The 19,300-nt window shown below is 60.9% G+C and carries 12 protein-coding genes; 5 read left to right on the top strand and 7 right to left on the bottom strand.

What is annotated here, in order from left to right:
• Nucleotides 1-132 precede the first annotated feature (132 nt).
• The gene (locus HQ912_RS02265; protein WP_160894066.1) at nucleotides 133-879 is read right to left on the bottom strand and encodes an NRDE family protein; all 747 of its coding nucleotides are present in this window, start codon (nucleotides 877-879) and stop codon (nucleotides 133-135) included.
• A gap of 152 nt (nucleotides 880-1,031) precedes the next feature.
• Between HQ912_RS02265 and HQ912_RS02260 the strand changes: the two genes are divergently transcribed.
• The 3 genes from HQ912_RS02260 (at nucleotide 1,032) to HQ912_RS02250 (ending at nucleotide 3,712) form a co-directional block, all read left to right on the top strand.
• On the top strand, nucleotides 1,032-1,814 hold the full coding sequence (locus tag HQ912_RS02260) for a sulfite exporter TauE/SafE family protein (protein WP_047226812.1): 783 nt from the start codon (nucleotides 1,032-1,034) through the stop codon (nucleotides 1,812-1,814).
• A 68-nt stretch (nucleotides 1,815-1,882) separates the two neighbouring features.
• Complete coding sequence (gene lgt / locus HQ912_RS02255; RefSeq protein ID WP_076383259.1) at nucleotides 1,883-2,692, top strand: prolipoprotein diacylglyceryl transferase; 810 nt, start codon at nucleotides 1,883-1,885, stop codon at nucleotides 2,690-2,692.
• 48 nt (nucleotides 2,693-2,740) lie between these two features.
• The gene (locus tag HQ912_RS02250) at nucleotides 2,741-3,712 is read left to right on the top strand and encodes a thymidylate synthase (RefSeq protein ID WP_173406418.1); all 972 of its coding nucleotides are present in this window, start codon (nucleotides 2,741-2,743) and stop codon (nucleotides 3,710-3,712) included.
• A gap of 135 nt (nucleotides 3,713-3,847) precedes the next feature.
• Here the strand turns inward: HQ912_RS02250 and cadR are convergent, their stop codons facing one another.
• Complete coding sequence (gene cadR, locus HQ912_RS02245; protein WP_173406417.1) at nucleotides 3,848-4,294, bottom strand: Cd(II)/Pb(II)-responsive transcriptional regulator; 447 nt, start codon at nucleotides 4,292-4,294, stop codon at nucleotides 3,848-3,850.
• A gap of 86 nt (nucleotides 4,295-4,380) precedes the next feature.
• Between cadR and HQ912_RS02240 the strand changes: the two genes are divergently transcribed.
• A complete protein-coding gene (locus tag HQ912_RS02240) occupies nucleotides 4,381-6,600 on the top strand; it encodes a heavy metal translocating P-type ATPase (protein ID WP_173406416.1) in 2,220 nt (739 codons plus the stop codon).
• 144 nt (nucleotides 6,601-6,744) lie between these two features.
• On the opposite strand, the gene HQ912_RS02235 is transcribed toward HQ912_RS02240, so the two are convergent.
• From HQ912_RS02235 to HQ912_RS02225, 3 genes are read right to left on the bottom strand one after another with little or no spacing between them, the layout of a single operon-like run.
• The gene (locus tag HQ912_RS02235; RefSeq protein ID WP_047226807.1) at nucleotides 6,745-9,792 is read right to left on the bottom strand and encodes an efflux RND transporter permease subunit; all 3,048 of its coding nucleotides are present in this window, start codon (nucleotides 9,790-9,792) and stop codon (nucleotides 6,745-6,747) included.
• Nucleotides 9,789-10,853 (bottom strand): efflux RND transporter periplasmic adaptor subunit, encoded by a 1,065-nt coding sequence (locus HQ912_RS02230; RefSeq protein ID WP_173406415.1) that lies wholly within the window; start codon nucleotides 10,851-10,853, stop codon nucleotides 9,789-9,791. The genes HQ912_RS02235 and HQ912_RS02230 overlap by 4 nt, the downstream gene beginning before the upstream one ends.
• Nucleotides 10,850-11,953: an efflux RND transporter periplasmic adaptor subunit gene (locus HQ912_RS02225; RefSeq protein WP_173406414.1), complete on the bottom strand. Its 1,104-nt coding sequence runs from the start codon at nucleotides 11,951-11,953 to the stop codon at nucleotides 10,850-10,852. Before HQ912_RS02225 ends, HQ912_RS02230 begins: the two co-directional genes overlap by 4 nt.
• Nucleotides 11,954-12,095: 142 nt before the next feature.
• Between HQ912_RS02225 and HQ912_RS02220 the strand changes: the two genes are divergently transcribed.
• A complete protein-coding gene (locus HQ912_RS02220) occupies nucleotides 12,096-13,256 on the top strand; it encodes an AAA family ATPase (protein ID WP_047226804.1) in 1,161 nt (386 codons plus the stop codon).
• Nucleotides 13,257-13,585: 329 nt separating this feature from the next.
• Here HQ912_RS02220 and HQ912_RS02215 read toward each other — a convergent pair whose 3' ends face one another.
• Both HQ912_RS02215 and HQ912_RS02210 read right to left on the bottom strand, forming a co-directional pair.
• On the bottom strand, nucleotides 13,586-14,368 hold the full coding sequence (locus HQ912_RS02215) for a MetQ/NlpA family ABC transporter substrate-binding protein (protein ID WP_047226803.1): 783 nt from the start codon (nucleotides 14,366-14,368) through the stop codon (nucleotides 13,586-13,588).
• Between the two features lie 177 nt (nucleotides 14,369-14,545).
• Nucleotides 14,546-19,276 (bottom strand): RHS repeat domain-containing protein, encoded by a 4,731-nt coding sequence (locus HQ912_RS02210; protein ID WP_173406413.1) that lies wholly within the window; start codon nucleotides 19,274-19,276, stop codon nucleotides 14,546-14,548.
• Nucleotides 19,277-19,300 lie beyond the last annotated feature (24 nt).

The raw sequence follows: 19,300 nt of genomic DNA, 5'->3' as shown, positions 1-19,300 counted from the left end.
ATCTTTAGCGACCTCATCGCGAGCAGGCTCGCTCCCACAGGGGATCTCGGTTGTTCACAACGTTTGTGTTCACTGAAGATCTACTGTGGGAGCGAGCCTGCTCGCGATGGGGCCAGAAATGACAGCACAAAATCAAACCTTAAACTCCACCTCCCCCAAATGCCCCCCAAGCGGCCCATAACTGCGCTCGACCAGATGCCGCGTCCCATCGGCATGGACAATCAGCGCCGTACTCGCTCGCGTCCCGTAAGCAGGGCTGGCGATGAACACACTCGACAACAGTGTCTCGGTCGCCAGCCCTACGCCGGTGTTCGGCAGTTCGGCTACCGGGGCCGGCTGCGGGTCGTTCAGCAGCGCCAACAAGGCCTGGGGCTGCGGGTCGTCCAGTACCTCGACCAGCGCCGCCCGGGCCTTGAGCAGCTTGGGCCATGGCGTGTTCAGCCCGGCGTTCGACAAACCGTAGACACCCTCGGCCAGTCGCTGTGGCCGGGCATCGCGGGCATTGTGGTGCCACAGTTCGGTGCCATCGCCCAACAGCAAGTTGAACCCGCCGTACTCACCGGCACGGGGCACCACTTCGCTCAAATAATCGGCAATTGAAAGATTTCCGCTCAAAAATCGCGCCACCAGTTCACCACGGGACTTGAAGCCGGGCGGCTGGGCCGGGTCGCGAATGTTGGTCAGGGCAGCGAAGCGGCCATCGGCGCCGACGCCAAGCCAGGTCCCCCCGGCTTCCAGATCGCGGCCGGCATGGACATCAGGGGCGTCAGGCCATTGCCCCAGGGGCAAGGTCGGGCGCGCGTAGAACTCATCGCGGTTGGCCGCCACGATCAGCGGCCGGGCGTGGCCGGGGCGCCAGGCAAATACGATCAGGCACATCAGATAGTCCCATTAAAAATAAAGCCGAGCACAGCTGTTGTGGGTTTCACTCTACCCAGACATCGCCCCGGCATCCATCGCCTTGAGTGGAGCCCAAGGCCATGGATCCGTTACCATGCCGCTCTTGTTTCTAGGATGGGCGAGGGACGCTGGTGGAATTTGTGCTCTATCTGCTGCTCGGCGCCTGTGCCGGCGTGCTGGCCGGACTGTTCGGCGTGGGTGGCGGGATCATCATCGTCCCGGTGCTGGTATTCAGTTTTACCTTGCAGGGCTTCGACCCACTGGTGTTGACGCACCTGGCGGTCGGCACGTCCCTGGCATCGATCATCTTCACTTCGGTCAATGCCGTGCGCGAGCATCAGCGCAAAGGCGCGGTGCGCTGGCCGATTTTTGCCTGGATGACCGTTGGAATCCTGATCGGTGCCGGTTTCGGAGCCGTCACTGCCGAAGCGATTTCCGGTCCGAACCTGCAAAAAATCATCGGCGTGTTCGCCCTGATTGTCGCCGTACAACTGGGCCTGGACTTGAGGCCCAAGGCCAGCCGCACAGTTCCGGGCAAGGTCGGGTTGACGGTGGCGGGGACGGTGATCGGCTGGGCCTCGGCGATTTTCGGCATCGGCGGCGGCTCGCTGACCGTGCCGTTCCTGACCTGGCGCAGCGTGCCGATGCAACAGGCGGTGGCGACGTCATCGGCCTGCGGTTTGCCGATTGCCCTGGTCAGTGCATTAAGTTTCATGATTCTGGGCTGGCAAGAGCCGCGGCTGCCGGCTCATAGTCTCGGTTTTGTTTATTTGCCGGCGCTACTGGGCATTGCCCTGACGAGCATGGTCTTCGCCCGCTTCGGCGCGCGACTGGCCCATCGCCTGTCACCGCGCTTGCTCAAACGGCTGTTCGCCGCTTTGCTGTTCAGCGTGGGCTTGAGTTTTCTGCTCTGACGCAATCCTGGCTTAATCCCGAGGTGGCAGCGTCGCCCGGATATTTTTGACGTTTACGAGGAATATCAATGCTGCCTTACCCGCAGATCGATCCGGTGGCCCTGGCCATCGGCCCGCTGAAAATCCACTGGTACGGCCTGATGTACCTGATCGGCATCGGCGGCGCCTGGCTGCTGGCGTCGCGCCGGCTCAACCGCTTCGATCCAACCTGGAACAAGGAAAAGCTCTCGGACCTGGTGTTCTGGCTATCCATGGGCGTGATCGTTGGCGGACGCCTGGGTTACGTCTTGTTCTACGACCTGAGCGCGTACCTGGCCAATCCGACGCTGATCTTCGAAGTCTGGAAGGGCGGCATGTCGTTCCACGGCGGGTTCATCGGCGTGATGCTGGCAGCGCTGTGGTTCGGTAAACGCAACAACAAGTCGTTTTTCGAGCTGATGGACTTCGTCGCGCCAATGGTGCCGATTGGCCTGGGGGCCGGGCGCATCGGCAACTTCATCAACGCCGAATTGTGGGGCAAGGCCACCGACGTGCCATGGGCGATGGTCTTCCCGCCGTTCAGCGACCCGGCGCAGCTGCCCCGTCATCCTTCGCAGCTGTACCAGTTCGCGCTCGAAGGCGTGGCACTGTTTGCCATCCTGTGGCTGTTCTCGCGCAAGCCACGGCCGACCATGGCCGTGTCGGGCATGTTCGCGCTGTTCTACGGGATCTTCCGTTTCATCGTTGAATTCGTCCGCGTACCAGACGCCCAACTCGGCTATCTGGCGTGGAACTGGCTGACCATGGGCCAGTTGCTGTGCCTGCCAATGATCATTGGTGGCCTGGCGCTGATCTGGCTGGCCTATCATCGTGCGCCGGCTGCGGCGGCCAAGATTTAAATTCGAACCCCGGGGCGCTGGCCCCGGGTTCAAGGACACAGGTAACCCATGAAGCAATATCTCGATCTGGTGGCCCACGTCATCAAGAACGGCACCAAGCAAGCCAACCGCACGGGTGTAAACACCATCAGCTTTCCCGGCGCCACGTTGCGCTATGACCTGAAGGACGGATTCCCGGCCATCACCACGCGCAAAATGGCCTTCAAGTCAGCCATCGGTGAGATGTGCGGTTTCCTCCGTGGGGTCAACAACGCCGCCGAATTCCGTGCCCTGGGCTGCAAGGTCTGGGATCAGAACGCCAACGAAAACGCCCAATGGCTGGCCAACCCGTTTCGCCAGGGCGAAGATGACCTGGGTGAGATCTATGGTGTGCAATGGCGCAAGTGGCCAGCCTACAAGCAGATCCCGTTGAGCAACCCGGCCGCCATCGAGCAAACCCTGGCCCAGGGCTACCGACAAATCGCCGAGGGCGAAGAAAACGGTCAGGCCTACGTGGTGCTGTACAAAGCCATCGATCAGGTGCGCCAGTGCGTCGACACCATCATCAAGGACCCGGGCAGCCGACGGATCCTGTTCCACGGCTGGAACTGCGCCCAGCTCGATGAAATGGCCCTGCCGCCCTGCCATTTGCTCTACCAGTTCCACCCGAATGTCGAGACCAAGGAAATCTCCCTGACCCTCTACATCCGTTCCAACGACCTGGGCCTGGGCACACCGTTCAACCTCACCGAAGGCGCCGCGCTGCTGAGCCTGATCGGTCGCCTGACCGGCTACACGCCACGCTGGTTCACCTATTTCATCGGCGACGCCCACGTCTACGAAAACCACCTGGACATGCTCAACGAGCAGCTCAAGCGCGAGCCGTTCCCGATGCCCAAACTGGTGATTTCCGAGCGCGTGCCGGAGTTCGCCAAGACCGGTGTGTACCAGCCTGAGTGGCTGGAGCTAGTAGAGCCGAGCGACTTCTCCCTCGAGGGCTACCAGCACCACGCGCCGATGACGGCGCCGATGGCGGTCTAAGCCACACCACCTCTCCCCCTGTGGGAGCGAGCCTGCTCGCGATAGCGTCTTCACATGCGAAATCCATGTGACTGACACTGCGCTATCGCGAGCAGGCTCGCTCCCACATTGGATCTTCATATGTTCAAGATCGGCTCAATGCCCATGACTCCTGCCCACATGTGAATGCTCCACCTCCGGCGCCACCGCGCCACTCACTTCCAGGCGCTGCAAAATCCCGCATTGATCCGGGTCCGGCCCTTCGCCACAACGATGGCGCAGGTCGATCAGTTGTGTCTGCAAGGCCAGCAGACCGTCGATGCGCGCCTTGACGTGGTGGATGTGTTCGTCGATCAGCGCGTTGACGTTTTCGCACTGATCCTGAGGGCTGTCGCGCAGGGCCAGGAGGCTGCGGATTTCTTCCAGGGTCATGTCCAGGGTGCGGCAGTTGCGGATGAACGTCAGCCGCTCGGCATGAGCCTGGGTGTAGACCCGATAATTACCATCACTGCGGGCCGGCTCCGGCAGCAAGCCTTCGCGCTCGTAGTAGCGAATGGTTTCGACCTGGCAGTCGGTGATTTTTGCCAGTTCGCCGATCTTCATGGCGTTACCTCCAAAACAGGTGCTTGACCCTATAGTGGCTACAGGGTCTTTACTGTGCAACAGGCACTTTTCACGGACGTAACCCGATGAGCGATTCCATTCATACCCACAAGCCCGACCACGGCCATGACCACGGGCATTCCTGCTGCTCAGCCAAAGCGGCACCGTCGGTGGTCAACCTCGGCAAGGCGCCGACGGACGGCGCTCGGCTGAGCAGTTTTCGCATCCAGGCCATGGACTGCCCCACCGAACAGACGCTGATCCAGAACAAGCTCGGCAAACTTGAAGGCGTGCAACAACTGGAATTCAACCTGATCAATCGCGTGCTGGGCGTGACTCACGACTTGCCCAACGACTCGCCGATCATTGATGCGATCCAGTCCCTGGGCATGCAGGCCGAGCCGTTGGCCCCGGGCCAGGAAAAAGAAACCAGCGAATTGCCCGCCCCGGCCAAGCCCTGGTGGCCGCTGGCGCTGTCGGGTGTCACCGCACTGGGTGCCGAGGTGATCCACTTCACCAGCGCCGCGCCGGAGTGGGTGGTCGCGCTAATGGCGTTGGTGTCGATCCTCAGCGGCGGTCTCGGTACCTACAAGAAGGGCTGGATCGCTCTGAAAAACCGCAACCTGAACATCAACGCACTGATGAGCATCGCGGTGACCGGTGCGGTGCTGATCGGCCAATGGCCGGAAGCGGCGATGGTGATGTTCCTGTTCACGGTGGCTGAATTGATCGAGGCCAAGTCCCTGGACCGGGCGCGCAACGCCATCAGCGGCCTGATGCAGATGGCCCCGGAACAGGCCACCGTGCAACAGGCCGATGGCACCTGGCAGGTGCAAGCGGTCAAGGCCATCAACCTCGGCGCACGGGTGCGGGTTCGCCCAGGCGAACGGGTGGGTCTGGACGGGGACGTCGTCGCCGGTCGCTCCACCATCGATCAGGCGCCCATTACCGGCGAGAGCCTGCCGGTGGAAAAAACCGTGGGCGACAAGGTTTTCGCCGGCACCATCAACCAGGCCGGTGAACTGGAGTACACCGTGACCGCCGCAGCCGACCACTCCACCCTGGCGCGAATCATCCACGCCGTGGAACAGGCCCAGGGCTCCCGCGCCCCGACCCAACGCTTCGTCGATCAGTTCTCGAAAATCTACACCCCGGCGGTGTTCGCCCTGGCGTTGGCCGTGGCAGTGATCCCGCCGCTGTTCATGGGGGCAACCTGGTTCGACTGGATCTACCGGGCGCTGGTGTTACTGGTCGTGGCCTGCCCGTGTGCGCTGGTGATTTCCACCCCGGTGACTATTGTCAGCGGCCTCGCCGCAGCGGCGCGCAAAGGCATTCTGATCAAGGGCGGCGTGTATCTGGAGGGCGGCCACAAGCTCGACTATCTGGCCCTGGACAAGACCGGCACGATCACCCATGGCAAGCCGGTGCAGACCGACTACGTTCCACTCGACCCGACAGTGGAAGCGACGGCACCCGCTTTGGCCGCCAGTCTTGCCGCCCGTTCCGACCATCCGGTCTCCCACGCAATCGCCAACGCAGCTGTGGATAAACAGCAGGCGCCGCACGCTGTGGATAACTTTGCAGCGCTGCCGGGACGCGGGGTGCGCGGCGATATCAACGGCCAGACCTATCATTTGGGCAATCACCGTCTGGTGGAAGACCTGGGCCTGTGCTCTGCCGAGCTGGAAGAGAAGCTCTTCGCCCTGGAAAAACAAGGCAAGTCCGTGGTGCTGTTGCTCGACCACTCAGGCCCCTTGGCGCTGTTTGCCGTCGCCGACACGGTGAAGGACTCCAGCCGCGAAGCTATCCAGCAACTGCATGAGCTGGGTATCAAGACCCTGATGCTCACCGGCGACAACGCCCATACCGCCGAAGCGATTGCCGCACAGGTGGGCATGGATCAGGCGCGAGGCGATCTGTTGCCAGGCGACAAACTGCAAGCCATCGAGGATCTGTATGCCTTGGGTCACCGGGTCGGCATGGTGGGCGACGGCATCAACGACGCCCCTGCCCTGGCGCGCTCGGAGATCGGCTTCGCCATGGCGGCGGCGGGCACCGACACCGCCATTGAGACCGCCGATGTCGCCCTGATGGACGATGACTTGCGCAAGATCCCGGCGTTCATCCGCCTGTCGCGGCAGACTTCGAGCATCCTGAAACAGAACATCGCTTTGGCGCTGGTCATCAAGGCGATCTTTCTGGGATTCACCTTTGCCGGGTTTGCCACCATGTGGATGGCGGTGTTTGCCGACATGGGGGTGAGTTTGCTGGTGGTGTTCAATGGGTTGCGGTTGTTGCGTAAATAGAGGTGATGAGGCACCCGCATCGCGAGCAGGCTCGCTCCCACATTGGATCTCGGTTGTACACCACGTGTGACCGCTGAGATCTACTGTGGGAGCGAGCCTGCTCGCGATGGGGCTGCACCGCAGCCCCAATGATTCACCGCCTGTTCAGTCGCGCTTGGGCTCGCGAATCTTGTACCAGGCCACATACAGCGCCGGCAGGAACAACAACGTCAGCAGGGTGGCGATGATGATCCCGCCGATCATCGCGTAGGCCATCGGCCCCCAGAACACTTCCCGGGCAATCGGGATCATCCCCAGGCTCGCGGCGGCCGCGGTGAGCAGAATCGGCCGACGCCGATGTTCGGTGGCTTGCACCACCGCATCCCAGGGCTCGTACCCGTCACGTTCATACTCATCGATCTGGGTCACCAGGATCACCGAGTTGCGGATGATGATGCCGATCAGTGCCAGTATCCCGAGGATCGCCACAAAACCCATGGGCGTGCCCGTCGGCACCAGCGCCAGCACCACGCCGATCAACCCAAGGGGCGCGACGCTGGCCACCAGGAACATCTTCTGCACACTGTGCAGCTGGATCATCAGGAAGGTCGCCATCAAAAACAGCATCAGCGGCACGACGCTGGCGATCGGCCCTTGGGCTTTGCTGCTTTCTTCCACCGTCCCCCCGGTGGCGACCTTGTAGCCCGCCGGCAGACCGGCAGCGAATTGATCGATGGCCGGTTGCAGTTGCTTCACCAGATCGGTGGGCTGGATTTCATCGCGCACCGCGGCCTTGATGGTAATGGTGGGCTTGCGGTCGCGACGCCACACCAGGGGTTGTTCCAGTTCATAGCGCACTGTGGCGAACGCCAGCAGCGGGATGGAGGTGCCGCTCGGCGTGACGATCTGCAAGTTCTGCAGGGTCTGCGGCGAACCGCGCTCGGCGTCTTCGGCACGACCAACCACGTTGATCAGGTATATGTCGTCATTGACCTGGGTCACCGGCGAACCGCTGACGATACTGTTCATCAGCCTGGCCACGTCCTCCGAAGACAAGCCCAGTTGCCGCGCCCGGTCTTGGGCAATGTCGATACGCAGCACCTTGCCCGGCTCGTTCCAGTCATAAATGATTTCGCCAATGTGGGTGTTCTTGTCCAGTTCGCTGGCAAGTTCGATGGCGTGCTTGCGCACCTGGTCGATGTCCTTGCCGCTGACCCGGTACTGGATCGGCCGCCCCACCGGCGGGCCCATTTCCAGGGCCTGCACGTAGCTGCCAATGCCGACGAAGTCCTCGCGCAGACGCTTTTGCAGGCGTTCGGTGAGGGCCGTGCGCGATTCCAGGCCTTTGCTGACGATCACCAGTTGCGCGTAGTACGGATTCTGCAACTGCTGGTCCAGCGGCAGGTAGAAACGAATCGCGCCCTCACCGATGTAGGTGCTCCAGCGCTCGATGTCCGGGTCGCCCTTGAGCGTCGCCTCCAGGCGATCGACCGCCTTGCGGGTCTCGTCCATCGAAGCGTTCTGCGGCAGGTTCAAGTCCACCAGAATTTCCGGGCGGTCCGAAGACGGGAAGAACTGGTTCTGCACAAAACGCATGCAAAACACCGACAACGCAAACAGCAGCACGGTGATGCCAATGGCCCACCAGCGATTGCGCATCGCCCACAGCAAGCCGCCGTTGAAAGCCCGGCCGATCCGTCCTGGCTCGTTGCTGTGGGGTTTCACATTGGTACTGAGGATGTGCACGCCGATCACCGGGGCGAACAACACCGCGACGATCCACGACACCAGCATCGCCACGGCAATGACTGCAAACAGGGTAAAGGTGTACTCGCCGGCGGAGCTGGCGTTCAGGCCGATGGGCACGAACCCGGCCACGGTCACCAGGGTCCCGGTGAGCATCGGGAAGGCCGTTGAGGTGTAGGCGAAGGTCGCGGCCTGCTCCTTGGTTTCACCTTTCTCCAGGCGCGTGACCATCATTTCCACGGTGATCATCGCGTCGTCCACCAGCAGACCGAGGGCGATGATCAGCGCACCGAGGGAAATCCGCTGCATGGTGATGCCGCTGTATTCCATGAACACAAAGACCATCGCCAATACCAGCGGAATCGAGCAGGCCACCACCAGCCCGGCCCGTAAGCCAAGGCTGATAAAGCTGACCACCAGCACGATAATCACCGCCTCGAACAACGCGCTGGTGAAACCGCCGACCGCTTCCTCCACCACTTCGGCCTGGTCCGACACGGTATGCACGTCGACGCCCACTGGCAGATCGGCGGTCAGTTCGTTCATGCGCGCGTGCAGTGCCTTGCCGAATTCCTGGATGTTGCCGCCCTTCTTCATCGCAATGGCCAGGCCAATGGCCGGCGTGCCATTGAAGCGAAACATTGGGGTCGCGGGGTCGACATAACCGCGACTGATGTCAGCGATGTCGGCCAGGCGATAAAAACGATCATTGAGCCGCAGATTGACGTTGGCCAGGTCCTTTTCCGACTGGAACTGCCCGGAAGTGCGTACGGAAATCCGCTCCGGCCCGGCGTCGATCACCCCGGCGGGAGTCACAGCGTTCTGGGATTGCAGGCTCTGCACCACCTGGCGCTGATCAATACCCAGCGCGGCGAGCTTGCGGGTCGAAAAATTCAGGTACAGGACTTCATCCTGCTCGCCCACCATCTCGACCTTGCCCAGGCCCGGTACCTCACGGATTTCGGCGCGCACTTGCTCCACATAATCGCGCAACTGACGCATCGAAAGCCCGTCGCCGGTGAAGGCATAGACCGACCCGTACACATCGCCGAATTCGTCGTTGAATCCCGGGCCCTGCAGGCCCTGGGGGAAGTCACCACGGATGTCGTCGATCTTCTTGCGAACCTGATACCAGATCCCGGGGATTTCCTCGGCGTCGGTGGTATCGCGCAGGTACACGAACACCGTCGACTCCCCTGGTCGGGTATAGCTTTTGACATAGTCGAGAGAGTCGAGCTCTTCGAGTTTTTTCTCGATGCGGTCGGTGACCTGCTTGAGGGTTTCCTCCTGGGTCGCGCCAGGCCAACGAGTCTGGATGACCATGGTCTTGATGGTGAACGAGGGGTCTTCTTCGCGCCCCAGGTTCATGTAGGAAAACACCCCCATCAACAGGGCGACGAACATTAAGTACCAAACAAACGACTGATGCCGCAGGGCCCATTCGGATAAGTTGAAAGGCCCTTTCATCGTACGTCCTCGTCGAGTTTCACTTTCTGCCCCGGCTGGAGGCTGTTCACACCGGCGCTGACCACACGGTCGCCGGGCTTGATGCCATTGGCCACCAGCACCGAGTCGGTGGAGCGGCTGAGAATCCTCACCTCTCGGGGGGAAACGGTCTGACTCTGCGGATCGACAAGCCAGATCCGCGTTGTGCCATCAACCTCTTGCAAGGCACTGAGCGGCAGCTCGATGCGCGGCTCGATGGTTGAGCTCAGGGTCACGCTGATGGCCGTGCCCAGGCGAAAGCCTGGCGGTGTATCGCCCAGGGTCAGCCGTGCGCGGCGCGTGCGGGTGGCGCTTTGGGCCTGGGGTTCGATCTCGCGCACGGTGGCGGTCGTGCGGATGCTCGGGTCCAGTTCCCCGGCAACCTCGAACACGACATCGGCGGGCAGGCGCTCAGCCAGGCCGGCCGGCAGGTCGATCACCGCTTCCTTGATGTCCGGGCGCGCCAGGGTCACCACTTGCTGGCCGGCAGTGACCACCTGCCCGGCCTCGGCATTCCAGGCCGTGACGACGGCATCGTGGTCGGTGTGCAACTGGCTGTAGTTGAGTTGGTCGCGAGCCTGCTCCACCGATGCACGGGCCTGTTCCAGGGAAGCCGCGGTGGTTTTCAGATCGGTCTGGGCAATGTCCAGTTGCGCCTGCGCGCCGACACCACGGTCGAACAACTGCTGCTGGCGACGGGCATTAGCCTGGGCATTGATGTACTGCGCCTCGATCCGCGCCAGGTCGCCCTGGGCGGCGCGCAACTGGTTCTGTTGATCGGTGGGGTCGAGGGTAGCGAGCAAATCACCCTTCTTCACTTCGGCGCCGACATCGACGTTGCGGCTGGCGATCCGTCCCGGCACGCGGAACCCCACATTGGTCTCGTAACGGGCCTGGATGCTGCCCGCGAAGCGCCCAAGGGCTTGCTGGTCGAGCGCGCGAACCTCGATGGACAACACCGGGCGCACCGGCTCAGGTGGCGGCTCTTCCTTCGAGCACGCCGCCAGCAACAGGCCAGTCGAGACCATCCATAAACGCTTCATGGCTGGACTCCCGTCGGGGATTTCTCATGGGTATTTTCAGCGATCTCTACGCGCACGCCGGGATGCAGCAATTGCCCACCCGCGGTGACCACTGTCTCACCCCCCTTGAGCCCGTCGCTGATGATGACCTTTCCGGTGAGATACCGGCCGACGATGACATTGTGCAACTGCGCCTTGCCTGCATCGTCCACCAGCCACACCGCCGGATCGTGAAGGTTCTTGGTCAGCGCCGACCAGGGCAGTTCCACGGCGGTCTTGCCGGCAGACTTGGCGGTGGCACTGACCACCGAACCCAGGCGCATGCCTTCGGGTAACTCACTGAGCGTCACCTTGACCTGCACGGTGCCGGTTTCAGCGGAAACCGCCGGGGTGATCTCGCGCACCGTACCGGTGGTCTTGATGGCCGGGTTGTCCAGCAGGCTGATGACGATGGCGGGATCCGAGGGCGGTTCGCGCAACAGTGACTCGTAGATATTGAACACGGCGTCGCGCTCTCCGTCCTGGGCCAGGCTGAAGATCGGTTCCGTGGCCTGCACCACCTGGCCGACCTCCGCCTGCCGTGCCGTGATGATGCCCGGAGCCTCGGCGATCAGCGCGGTATAGCTCAGTTGTTCGCGGGCGTTGGCCAACTGGGCCTGGGCAGCGGTCAGCGCACTCTGGCTGCTGCGCAGTTGCGCCTGGGCCGTGTCATATTCGCTCTGGCTGGTATAACCCTTGGGCAAGAGTTTTTGCTGGCGCACGAACGCCGCCGCACTCTGCTTGACCCGCGCCTGTTCGGCAGCCACCTGAGCCTGGGCGGAGTCGACACGAGTCTGCAGATCCTGGGGGTCGAGCCGGGCGAGCACCTGTCGGGCCGAAACCCGATCACCGACATCCACCTTGCGCTCGACGATCTTGCCGGCCACGCGGAACGACAGATCGGTCTGCACCCGAGCCTGGACGTCACCGGTGAGGGTCACCGAGGCGGCATATTCGGTGGGCACGGCCTGTTGCACGAAAACCCTCGGCAGGGCCTTTTCCTCGGTTTTTTCATCACCGCATCCGGCCAACACCACACACAAGCCAAGGCCAACCAGAACTTTACTTCGAGGACCAGCCATGCAGACTCCTTTGCGTTGTACGGACGTACCAGTGACGATACGACTGTGAGCTTAGAACAGGGTTCAACACCTGCCACAGGATCACAATGGATACACCCATCAGGCAGACTAGTGCCTTTGCGGCAGCGGGAAAAATTTGCACATGCTCAAGACACTGGCGGTGGCCAACTACCGCTCGATCAACAAACTGGTGATCCCCCTGGGCCGGCTGAACCTGATCACCGGCCCCAACGGCAGTGGCAAATCCAATCTGTATCGTGCCCTGCGCCTGTTGGCGGAGACCGCCCAGGGTGGCGTGGTCAACGCCCTGGCCCGCGAAGGCGGGCTGGACTCGACCTTCTGGGCCGGGCCGGAAGTGATCAGCCGGCGTATGCGCAACGGCGAGGTGCCCATCGGAGCTACGGTGCGGCTCAGCACGAAACGTCTGCGCCTGGGTTTTGCCGGGGAAGATTTCAGCTATTCGATTTCCCTCGGCCTGCCGGAACCGAGTTTGTCCGCGTTTTCGCTGGACCCTGAAATCAAGCGCGAATGCATCTGGGCCGGCCCGGTGTTTCGTCCCGCCAGCCTGCTGGTGGATCGCAACGGGCCCATGATCCGTGCCCGGGACGGTCGCACCTGGGACGTCCTGGCTCAGTACACGCCCACCTTTGACAGTTTGTTCGACCAGGTCGGCAGCCTGCGCACCTCACCGGAGGTGCTGCAGATGCGCGAGTTCATTCGTCGCTGGCGCTTCTATGACCACTTTCGCAGCGACGCCGACGCCCCGGCGCGCCAGCCGCAACTGGGCACCCGCACGCCGGTGCTGCACCACGACGGGCGTGACCTGGCCGCTGCCCTGCAAACCATTCTTGAGATCGGCGACGATCAAGCCCTGCACTCGTCCATCAGCGACGCATTCCCCGGTGCCCGGCTGCATATCGAGAAACTGCAAGGCGGGCGTTTCGGCATCGAGTTTCATCAGCATGGCTTGCTGCGCCCGCTGTCGGCTGCCGAACTTTCCGACGGGACCCTGCGCTATCTGCTGCTGATAGCCGCACTGCTCACCCCGCGCCCACCCTCGCTGATGGTGCTCAACGAACCGGAAACCAGCCTGCACCCGGACCTGTTGCCGGCCCTGGCGCGGTTGATCATCCGCGCTTCAGCGCACTGTCAGGTCTGGGTGGTCTCCCATGCCCGGCGCTTGATCACCGCCTTGCAGCAGGACAACGACTGCAATTGCATCGTGCTGGAGAAAGATCTGGGCCAGACCGGGATCGTCGGCCAGGGAATACTGGATGCGCCGGCCTGGAGCTGGCCGGATTGATCGACGGTATTTGCAGGGGCCAAGTAAGAAGGCTATTTTTCCACTGGCTGTAGGACGGGTCTATTTCTCGACGGACCTCTCCAAGGAACCGCAGCTTATGGCCAGACTGCCTGGCCCCCATCACAAGGAAGATCACAATGGCTGACGTGAAAGCCCCGCAACACCTCGACCCACGCGACATCGTCAAACTGCTCGTGGCCCTGCGCCGCGCATTGAAAAAACCGCCTGCATAGCTACATCGATCAAGACGGGTTCTGAGCGTCGGCACAAAAAAAACGCCGACGCTGGCAAAGCCGTCGGCGTTGAAACTTAAAATCCTTGCTGTTCGATCAGAACGCCGGCAGTACCGCGCCGCTGTATTTCTTCTCGATAAATGCCTTCACTTCCGGGCTGGTCAGGGCCTTGGCCAGTTTCTGCATGGCCGGGCTGTCCTTGTTGTCCGGGCGGGCCACCAGGAAGTTCACGTAGGGCGAATCCGAACCTTCGATCACCAGCGCATCCTTGGCCGGGTTAAGACCCGCTTCCAGGGCGTAGTTGGTGTTGATCATGTCCAGGTCGACCTGATCCAGCACACGCGGCAGCATGGCCGATTCCAGCTCCTTGAACTGAAAGTTTTTCGGGTTCTTGGCGATGTCCTTGGGCGTGGCCAGGGCGTTTTTCGGGTCCTTGAGCTCGATCAGGCCCGCCTTCTGCAACAGGATCAGGGCACGACCACTGTTGCTGCCTTCGTTGGGGATGGCGATGGTCGCGCCGTCCTTGAGTTCGGCCAGGCTTTTGACTTTCTTCGAGTAACCACCGAACGGTTCCACATGCACGCCGATCACGGTCACCAGATCGGTGCCTTTGCCTTCGTTGAAGCTCTTGAGATACGGCAGGGTCTGGAAGTAGTTGGCGTCCAGGCGCTTCTGATCAACCTGTACGTTGGGTTGAACGTAGTCGGTGAACACCTTGATTTGCAGGTCCACGCCTTCTTTGGCCAGGGCCGGCTTGATCAGCTCAAGGATTTCAGCGTGGGGCACCGGGGTGGCCGCCACGACGAGTTTCTCCGCCGCCTGGGCCAGACCCGAGGTCAGGGCTGCTGCCAACGCGGTGAATAACAGAACCTTTTTCATGCAGTGTCCTTATCGAAGATCACCGTCGTCATGGACCACGGTCAAACAATGGAAGTGCCAGCGAAGTGCTATCGCTGGCGTGATGTGGACGATACCGATATTTTTTATGCCTTAACAATATCTTTTATTGAGGTGCTTATACCCATAAGCCATAAATGAGCAGGCGTAATTTCCTCGTCAGGCAAATCGGATATCGGCGCTTCGCTTCCTGACGTCACCATAGATTTCGTCCTGTGCCTGCCAAAGCGACTGGCTGCCGAAAAATTCGTCCGCGCGCTGGAGATACTCTTTGGCTTTTTCGATGTACCGGTCTCTATCGATCGTGTACCTGACGCCGTCAACCGGATACTTGACGTAACCGACCACATCCTTGGCTGTCAGTACATTCCTCAGGTCGTTTTGCACAGCGATGAAGTTACGCCGCCCGCCTTCAGGAACCAGACGGCTCGCGGCCTTGGCATATTCCCCAACACGTACCGCACGCAAGGCATTGCCACGATTCAATGTCACGGTATCACCGAGTGCCTCGACGGTTTTCTGCAACGCGACGCTTGTGCCTTTGCCCAATACCTTGCCCGCCAGGGAAGCCCCGCCAGACACGACACCCAGCGCAATACTGGTGTAACTGAGAATCTGCGTGGCGACGGCATCCGGGGCTGCCTCCGTCAACACCACCGATGCAATCGATGCCGCGCCTGACACCACTTCCAGCGTCAACGCCGCCGCAGCCGAAAATGACACCCCGACCAAAGGTGCGGATGCGCCAAGGGTCGCAAGGGTCAATGCGACGGAAGCCACAGCAAAAGCAGCAGTAAGACCTATCTTGACCCAACCCCAGGCAGAAATATGGCCTGTCGGGTCGCTGAGATTGATCGGGTCTCCCAGACAATAGGCATAAGGATTGAGGCCGCCGCCATCGAACGGGCTCCAACTGTCGGGCCGGTGGAATCGCATCAGTACCGGATCGTAAGCCCGGTAGCCATTACCCAGCAGGTAACATCCCGTCACGGGGTCCAGCGGCTCGCCATTGAAACCGAACAGGCTACCCAACCCGTCGGACACCGGGCGTTGCCCATAGGGTGAATAAGCCTGCGTGGTGGTGTCTGCACCGGAAAGTGCCTGCAGGACGTTGCCGTAAGCGTCGGTGCAAAACAGCGCCGTCTCCTGGCCTTGCAACAGGGCCAGCAACTGCCGCCCTTCGCGCACGATGCTGCGCCTCTCGTCACCCGCCACTTCGCTGCACAACTGCTCTTGATGGTGGAAACGCCGGTATGCCTTCTCCCCCGTCAGCTCAAAGGCATGGAGCCAATCCGCGGCGTCATACCGATAGCGGGCCAACGTCGATCTGGAGTCCGCCGACGTCACGCTTTCCAGGCGGCCCAACTCGTCATAAAGCAGCCTGCGCCCTTGCCCATCGTTGAGCAGATTGCCGTCCGCGTCATAACTGAAGGTTGTATTGCCCGCCACATAGTCGGGATGACTGTGGATGACGGCACTGAGTTGCGTTTTGTCAGCCAGGTCATACCGATAGTTCGCAATGTTCTCGCCACCTACGAAACGGGTGGTGACCTGACGAATGTTATCGAGATAGTCGTAAGTGAAATCCTGGGAAACGATAACTTTTCCCTGCGTATCCACGGGCGCCTGCTCACCCTTGCAGGCGTAACGCTCCAAGCGGCCACGCAGATCATAGGTGAACGATTCCAGGCGCAGGAGAACGTTCCCGACCTTGAGCGTGCGCTGGCTGAGCTTATCGCCGGGGCCGAACGACTGGGCCAACTCCAGGACGTCTTTTTCCTGGGAGGAGGAACGTCGAAGAACCTCGCGGCCAAACTCGTCGTACACCAGGTCGGTGACCATCGACAGGCCCGATTGAGCGTCGGTGACGGTGATACAACTGAGTTGCTCTTGAGCGTTGTACGAGTAGGCGACGCAGACTCGGCCTTGGGTGATGCCCGACAACCGTCCTGTCTCGTCATAAAGACAGGTGCGATCCGCGCCGTTGACGTCTGTATGGCAAATCGGCTTTCCCATCAACGAGTGGGTTTGCGAACTTTCGAACCGGTCGAGCGCAGTTACCCATTTCTCCTGCTTGAGCCGACCGGACGCAGAATATTCCATGCGTCGCTGCACCAGCGCGTTGGCCGACTCCTGGAGCAGGCCGGTGCGCGGATCAAAACGATGCCTTGTCGAAACCGGCGCCTGGCTGCCTGCGCGCTCGGTGACACAATCATCGAGCAACGGATCAAGGGTGAACCGCAGGACTTTGCCGGCCGCAGTGATCCTCTGCGAAGCGTTCCTGCTGGAGCCTTCATAGACCAATCGTTCAGTGCGACCACCTGAGCGATTGAGCGTAATACGCATCAGCCCATCGTAGGTTCGGCTACCCACCACGTAGTCATTGGCGCTGATTTGCGTGGGATGGTCACCCTGGCTGTGTACCGCGTACTGCTTCTTGATGACCGTACCGTCGGGCAAAACCGTACTCAGAACCCTCCCCGCCAGATCGTAGCTGAAGCGAGTCACCGCCCCGTCAGAAGCCCTTTGCCTGATGCACCGTCCCAGCCCATCGTATTCGTAGGCGGTGACCTCTCGAATAACGCCTGACAGGTCCACCCGTTCGATGCGCGACGGTTTGCCAAAAACGTTCGTGAACGTACGCGTCTTGCCGGCGCCTTCCATCCACTGTGTGCGAGTGAGCGCTACCGGGTCGACCTCATCATGCACGATCACCTGTCCACGGCGACGGACGCGGCTCTGATGTCCCCACGGGTCATACTCGTACAGGGTTTTCAGTGATTTCGCCTGGCCCTCGAACCAGTCGGTTTCTTCATCCGCCTTCAGGCGCCCGAGGCTGTCGTATTCGGCCTGATAGATCAGGCGCATGGGCGCGCCAGGCATATCGACATCCTGCTTCTGGACGCTGATGGTGCGGCCGACGCCGTCACTGCGGGTCGCTGTCTGGACACCCCGCGAATCCGTGACGATGACCGTGACAAACGGATCTTCGGGTGTGAACGGTTGATAGGTGAATTGACGCGACGCTGCGCTGTCGGTGCCTGGCATCACCGTTTCACGGATCAGTTGCCCCAGCGAATCGTATTTCATGCTGACGCTGCTGCCCCCGGATTCACGGGTCTTGATCAGCCAGTCACACTCGTCATGCCAGCTCTGTCGCAAGTGCCTCACGCCTTCGGCGCTAAAGGTCTGGTCGGTGCGGACATGCCCGTTTTCACGCTGGTAGGCATAATGGTATTCAGTCCGCACACCGCCTACCGTTTCAACTTTGCTTTGCAGCCTCGCATGGAAGACGTCATTGACGTCATTGACGTACTTTAATCGACAGTCCACCCGTGGCTCGCTGACGCCGTCTTCGTACAGTGTTTCACTGGCGAGCTGCACACAGCGGCCGCCACCGGGACGTAACGAGGGCAGCTCAGCGTAGGTGTAACGGACCACCGTTGTAGGCGCGGCAGCGAAGTCAGGGGAAGCGAAAATGGACTTCTGTTTGAGAAAGGACGGCACGCCCAATGGACTGGCAGGGCAGTCAGCATCCCCTTGTGCGGGGAAGTATTCATAGACTTCACGCACTCCGCTCGGACTGGTCTTTTCCAGCAGATTCCCATGTTCATCATAGGACGTGCGGGTGACCTCGCTTCTGATTCTACTGCGCCCCGCATCCGCGGCATCGCTGCTGTCAAAGAAGCTGTCGCGCACCACGCGTTGCATCTGGAACTGTGGGGGCTGATCCTCGAAAGCCCTATTGGGGACATCGTGGTATTCGATCTCCCGCAGTTGCATCTTGCCGCCACTGATCGTTCTTTGCGAAATCATCGAGTGAAAGCGGTTGTAGGTACGCGTGACGCGAGACGCCTCACGCTGACCACCTTCATCCAGGGCGATCTGTATCTGGGTGCAAGCGTACTCGTACTGCCCGCTCAAGCCATAAAGCACATCACTGTCAGCGGTCCAGAGCGCGCGCGAATCGAACCCGAGAAAGTTTCTGCGCGAGTATTCATATTGGCTCATCATGGCCGGCTGCCCCCCGCCGGGGGACATGACCGACTGGACGACAACCGGCAACGAAGAGACCGGCGCCCCCGTAGGCAAGCGATGTCCCTCAGGCCTGTAACTGAGCGTTTCCTGCGCGCCGCTTGGCTGTTGGACGTTGGTCATCAGCAAAAAACCATTGATTCGCCGATAACCAAAGGACCACATCAACTGATTATTTTCGGCCGTGACCAGAATGATGCGCTGGAGTAGTTCATTGTTGAGCGCGAACCGGTATTGGAGTCTTTTTGAAGGCATATCCGGCCACAAGGTAATGGTCGGTGGCGTTCCTCCGTTCTGGGCATAGTCGATACTCAACAGGCGGTGATGTTGGTGATAAACCTCCGTCAGACGTCGCTGTCCGGAGATGAGCCTGTAGGCATAGCGCGTTTGCTTGCCATTGGGGCAATACGCATGCGTCAGCAGCCACTCCTCAGCCGTTGCAGAGGGGCGCGAGAGTATTTCGGTCCGCCCATCGATGTGCTCAATGACAAGTTCATCGCCTTGCACCGTAACGTTCAGGTTATCGAGCTTTTTATCCTTGAACGTGGCCTGGCCTTCGCTGACCAGAAGCTGATAGGTCACGCCGTTCGACAGTGTCAGCTTGCGTCGGCGTTGCTCATAGCTGCAGGTGCGCAGGGACCAGCCGATGCCTAAACCCATGTTTTGATTATTGAAGGAATCATATGAAAGGGTAAGCGGCACCTTCGACCCGCCGGCTGCGTCAGTGGGCGCTGCATCCAGCGCCACGCTGCAACTATAACTACCGGTACGAGGATCAACACCCGAGCGAATGAAACTATCAAACCTGAAGGCAGCCGAAGTTAACTGCTCTTTGAATGGAACTGAGCGACTCATCTATTCTTCCTTGAACATGGTTTC

It is taken from the genome of Pseudomonas sp. MPDS, assembly GCF_013283895.1.
Taxonomy (GTDB): Bacteria; Pseudomonadota; Gammaproteobacteria; order Pseudomonadales; family Pseudomonadaceae; genus Aquipseudomonas; species Aquipseudomonas rhizophila.
The sequence above is the reverse complement of the archived record's forward strand: the minus strand, read 5'-3'. Positions and strand labels throughout refer to the sequence as shown.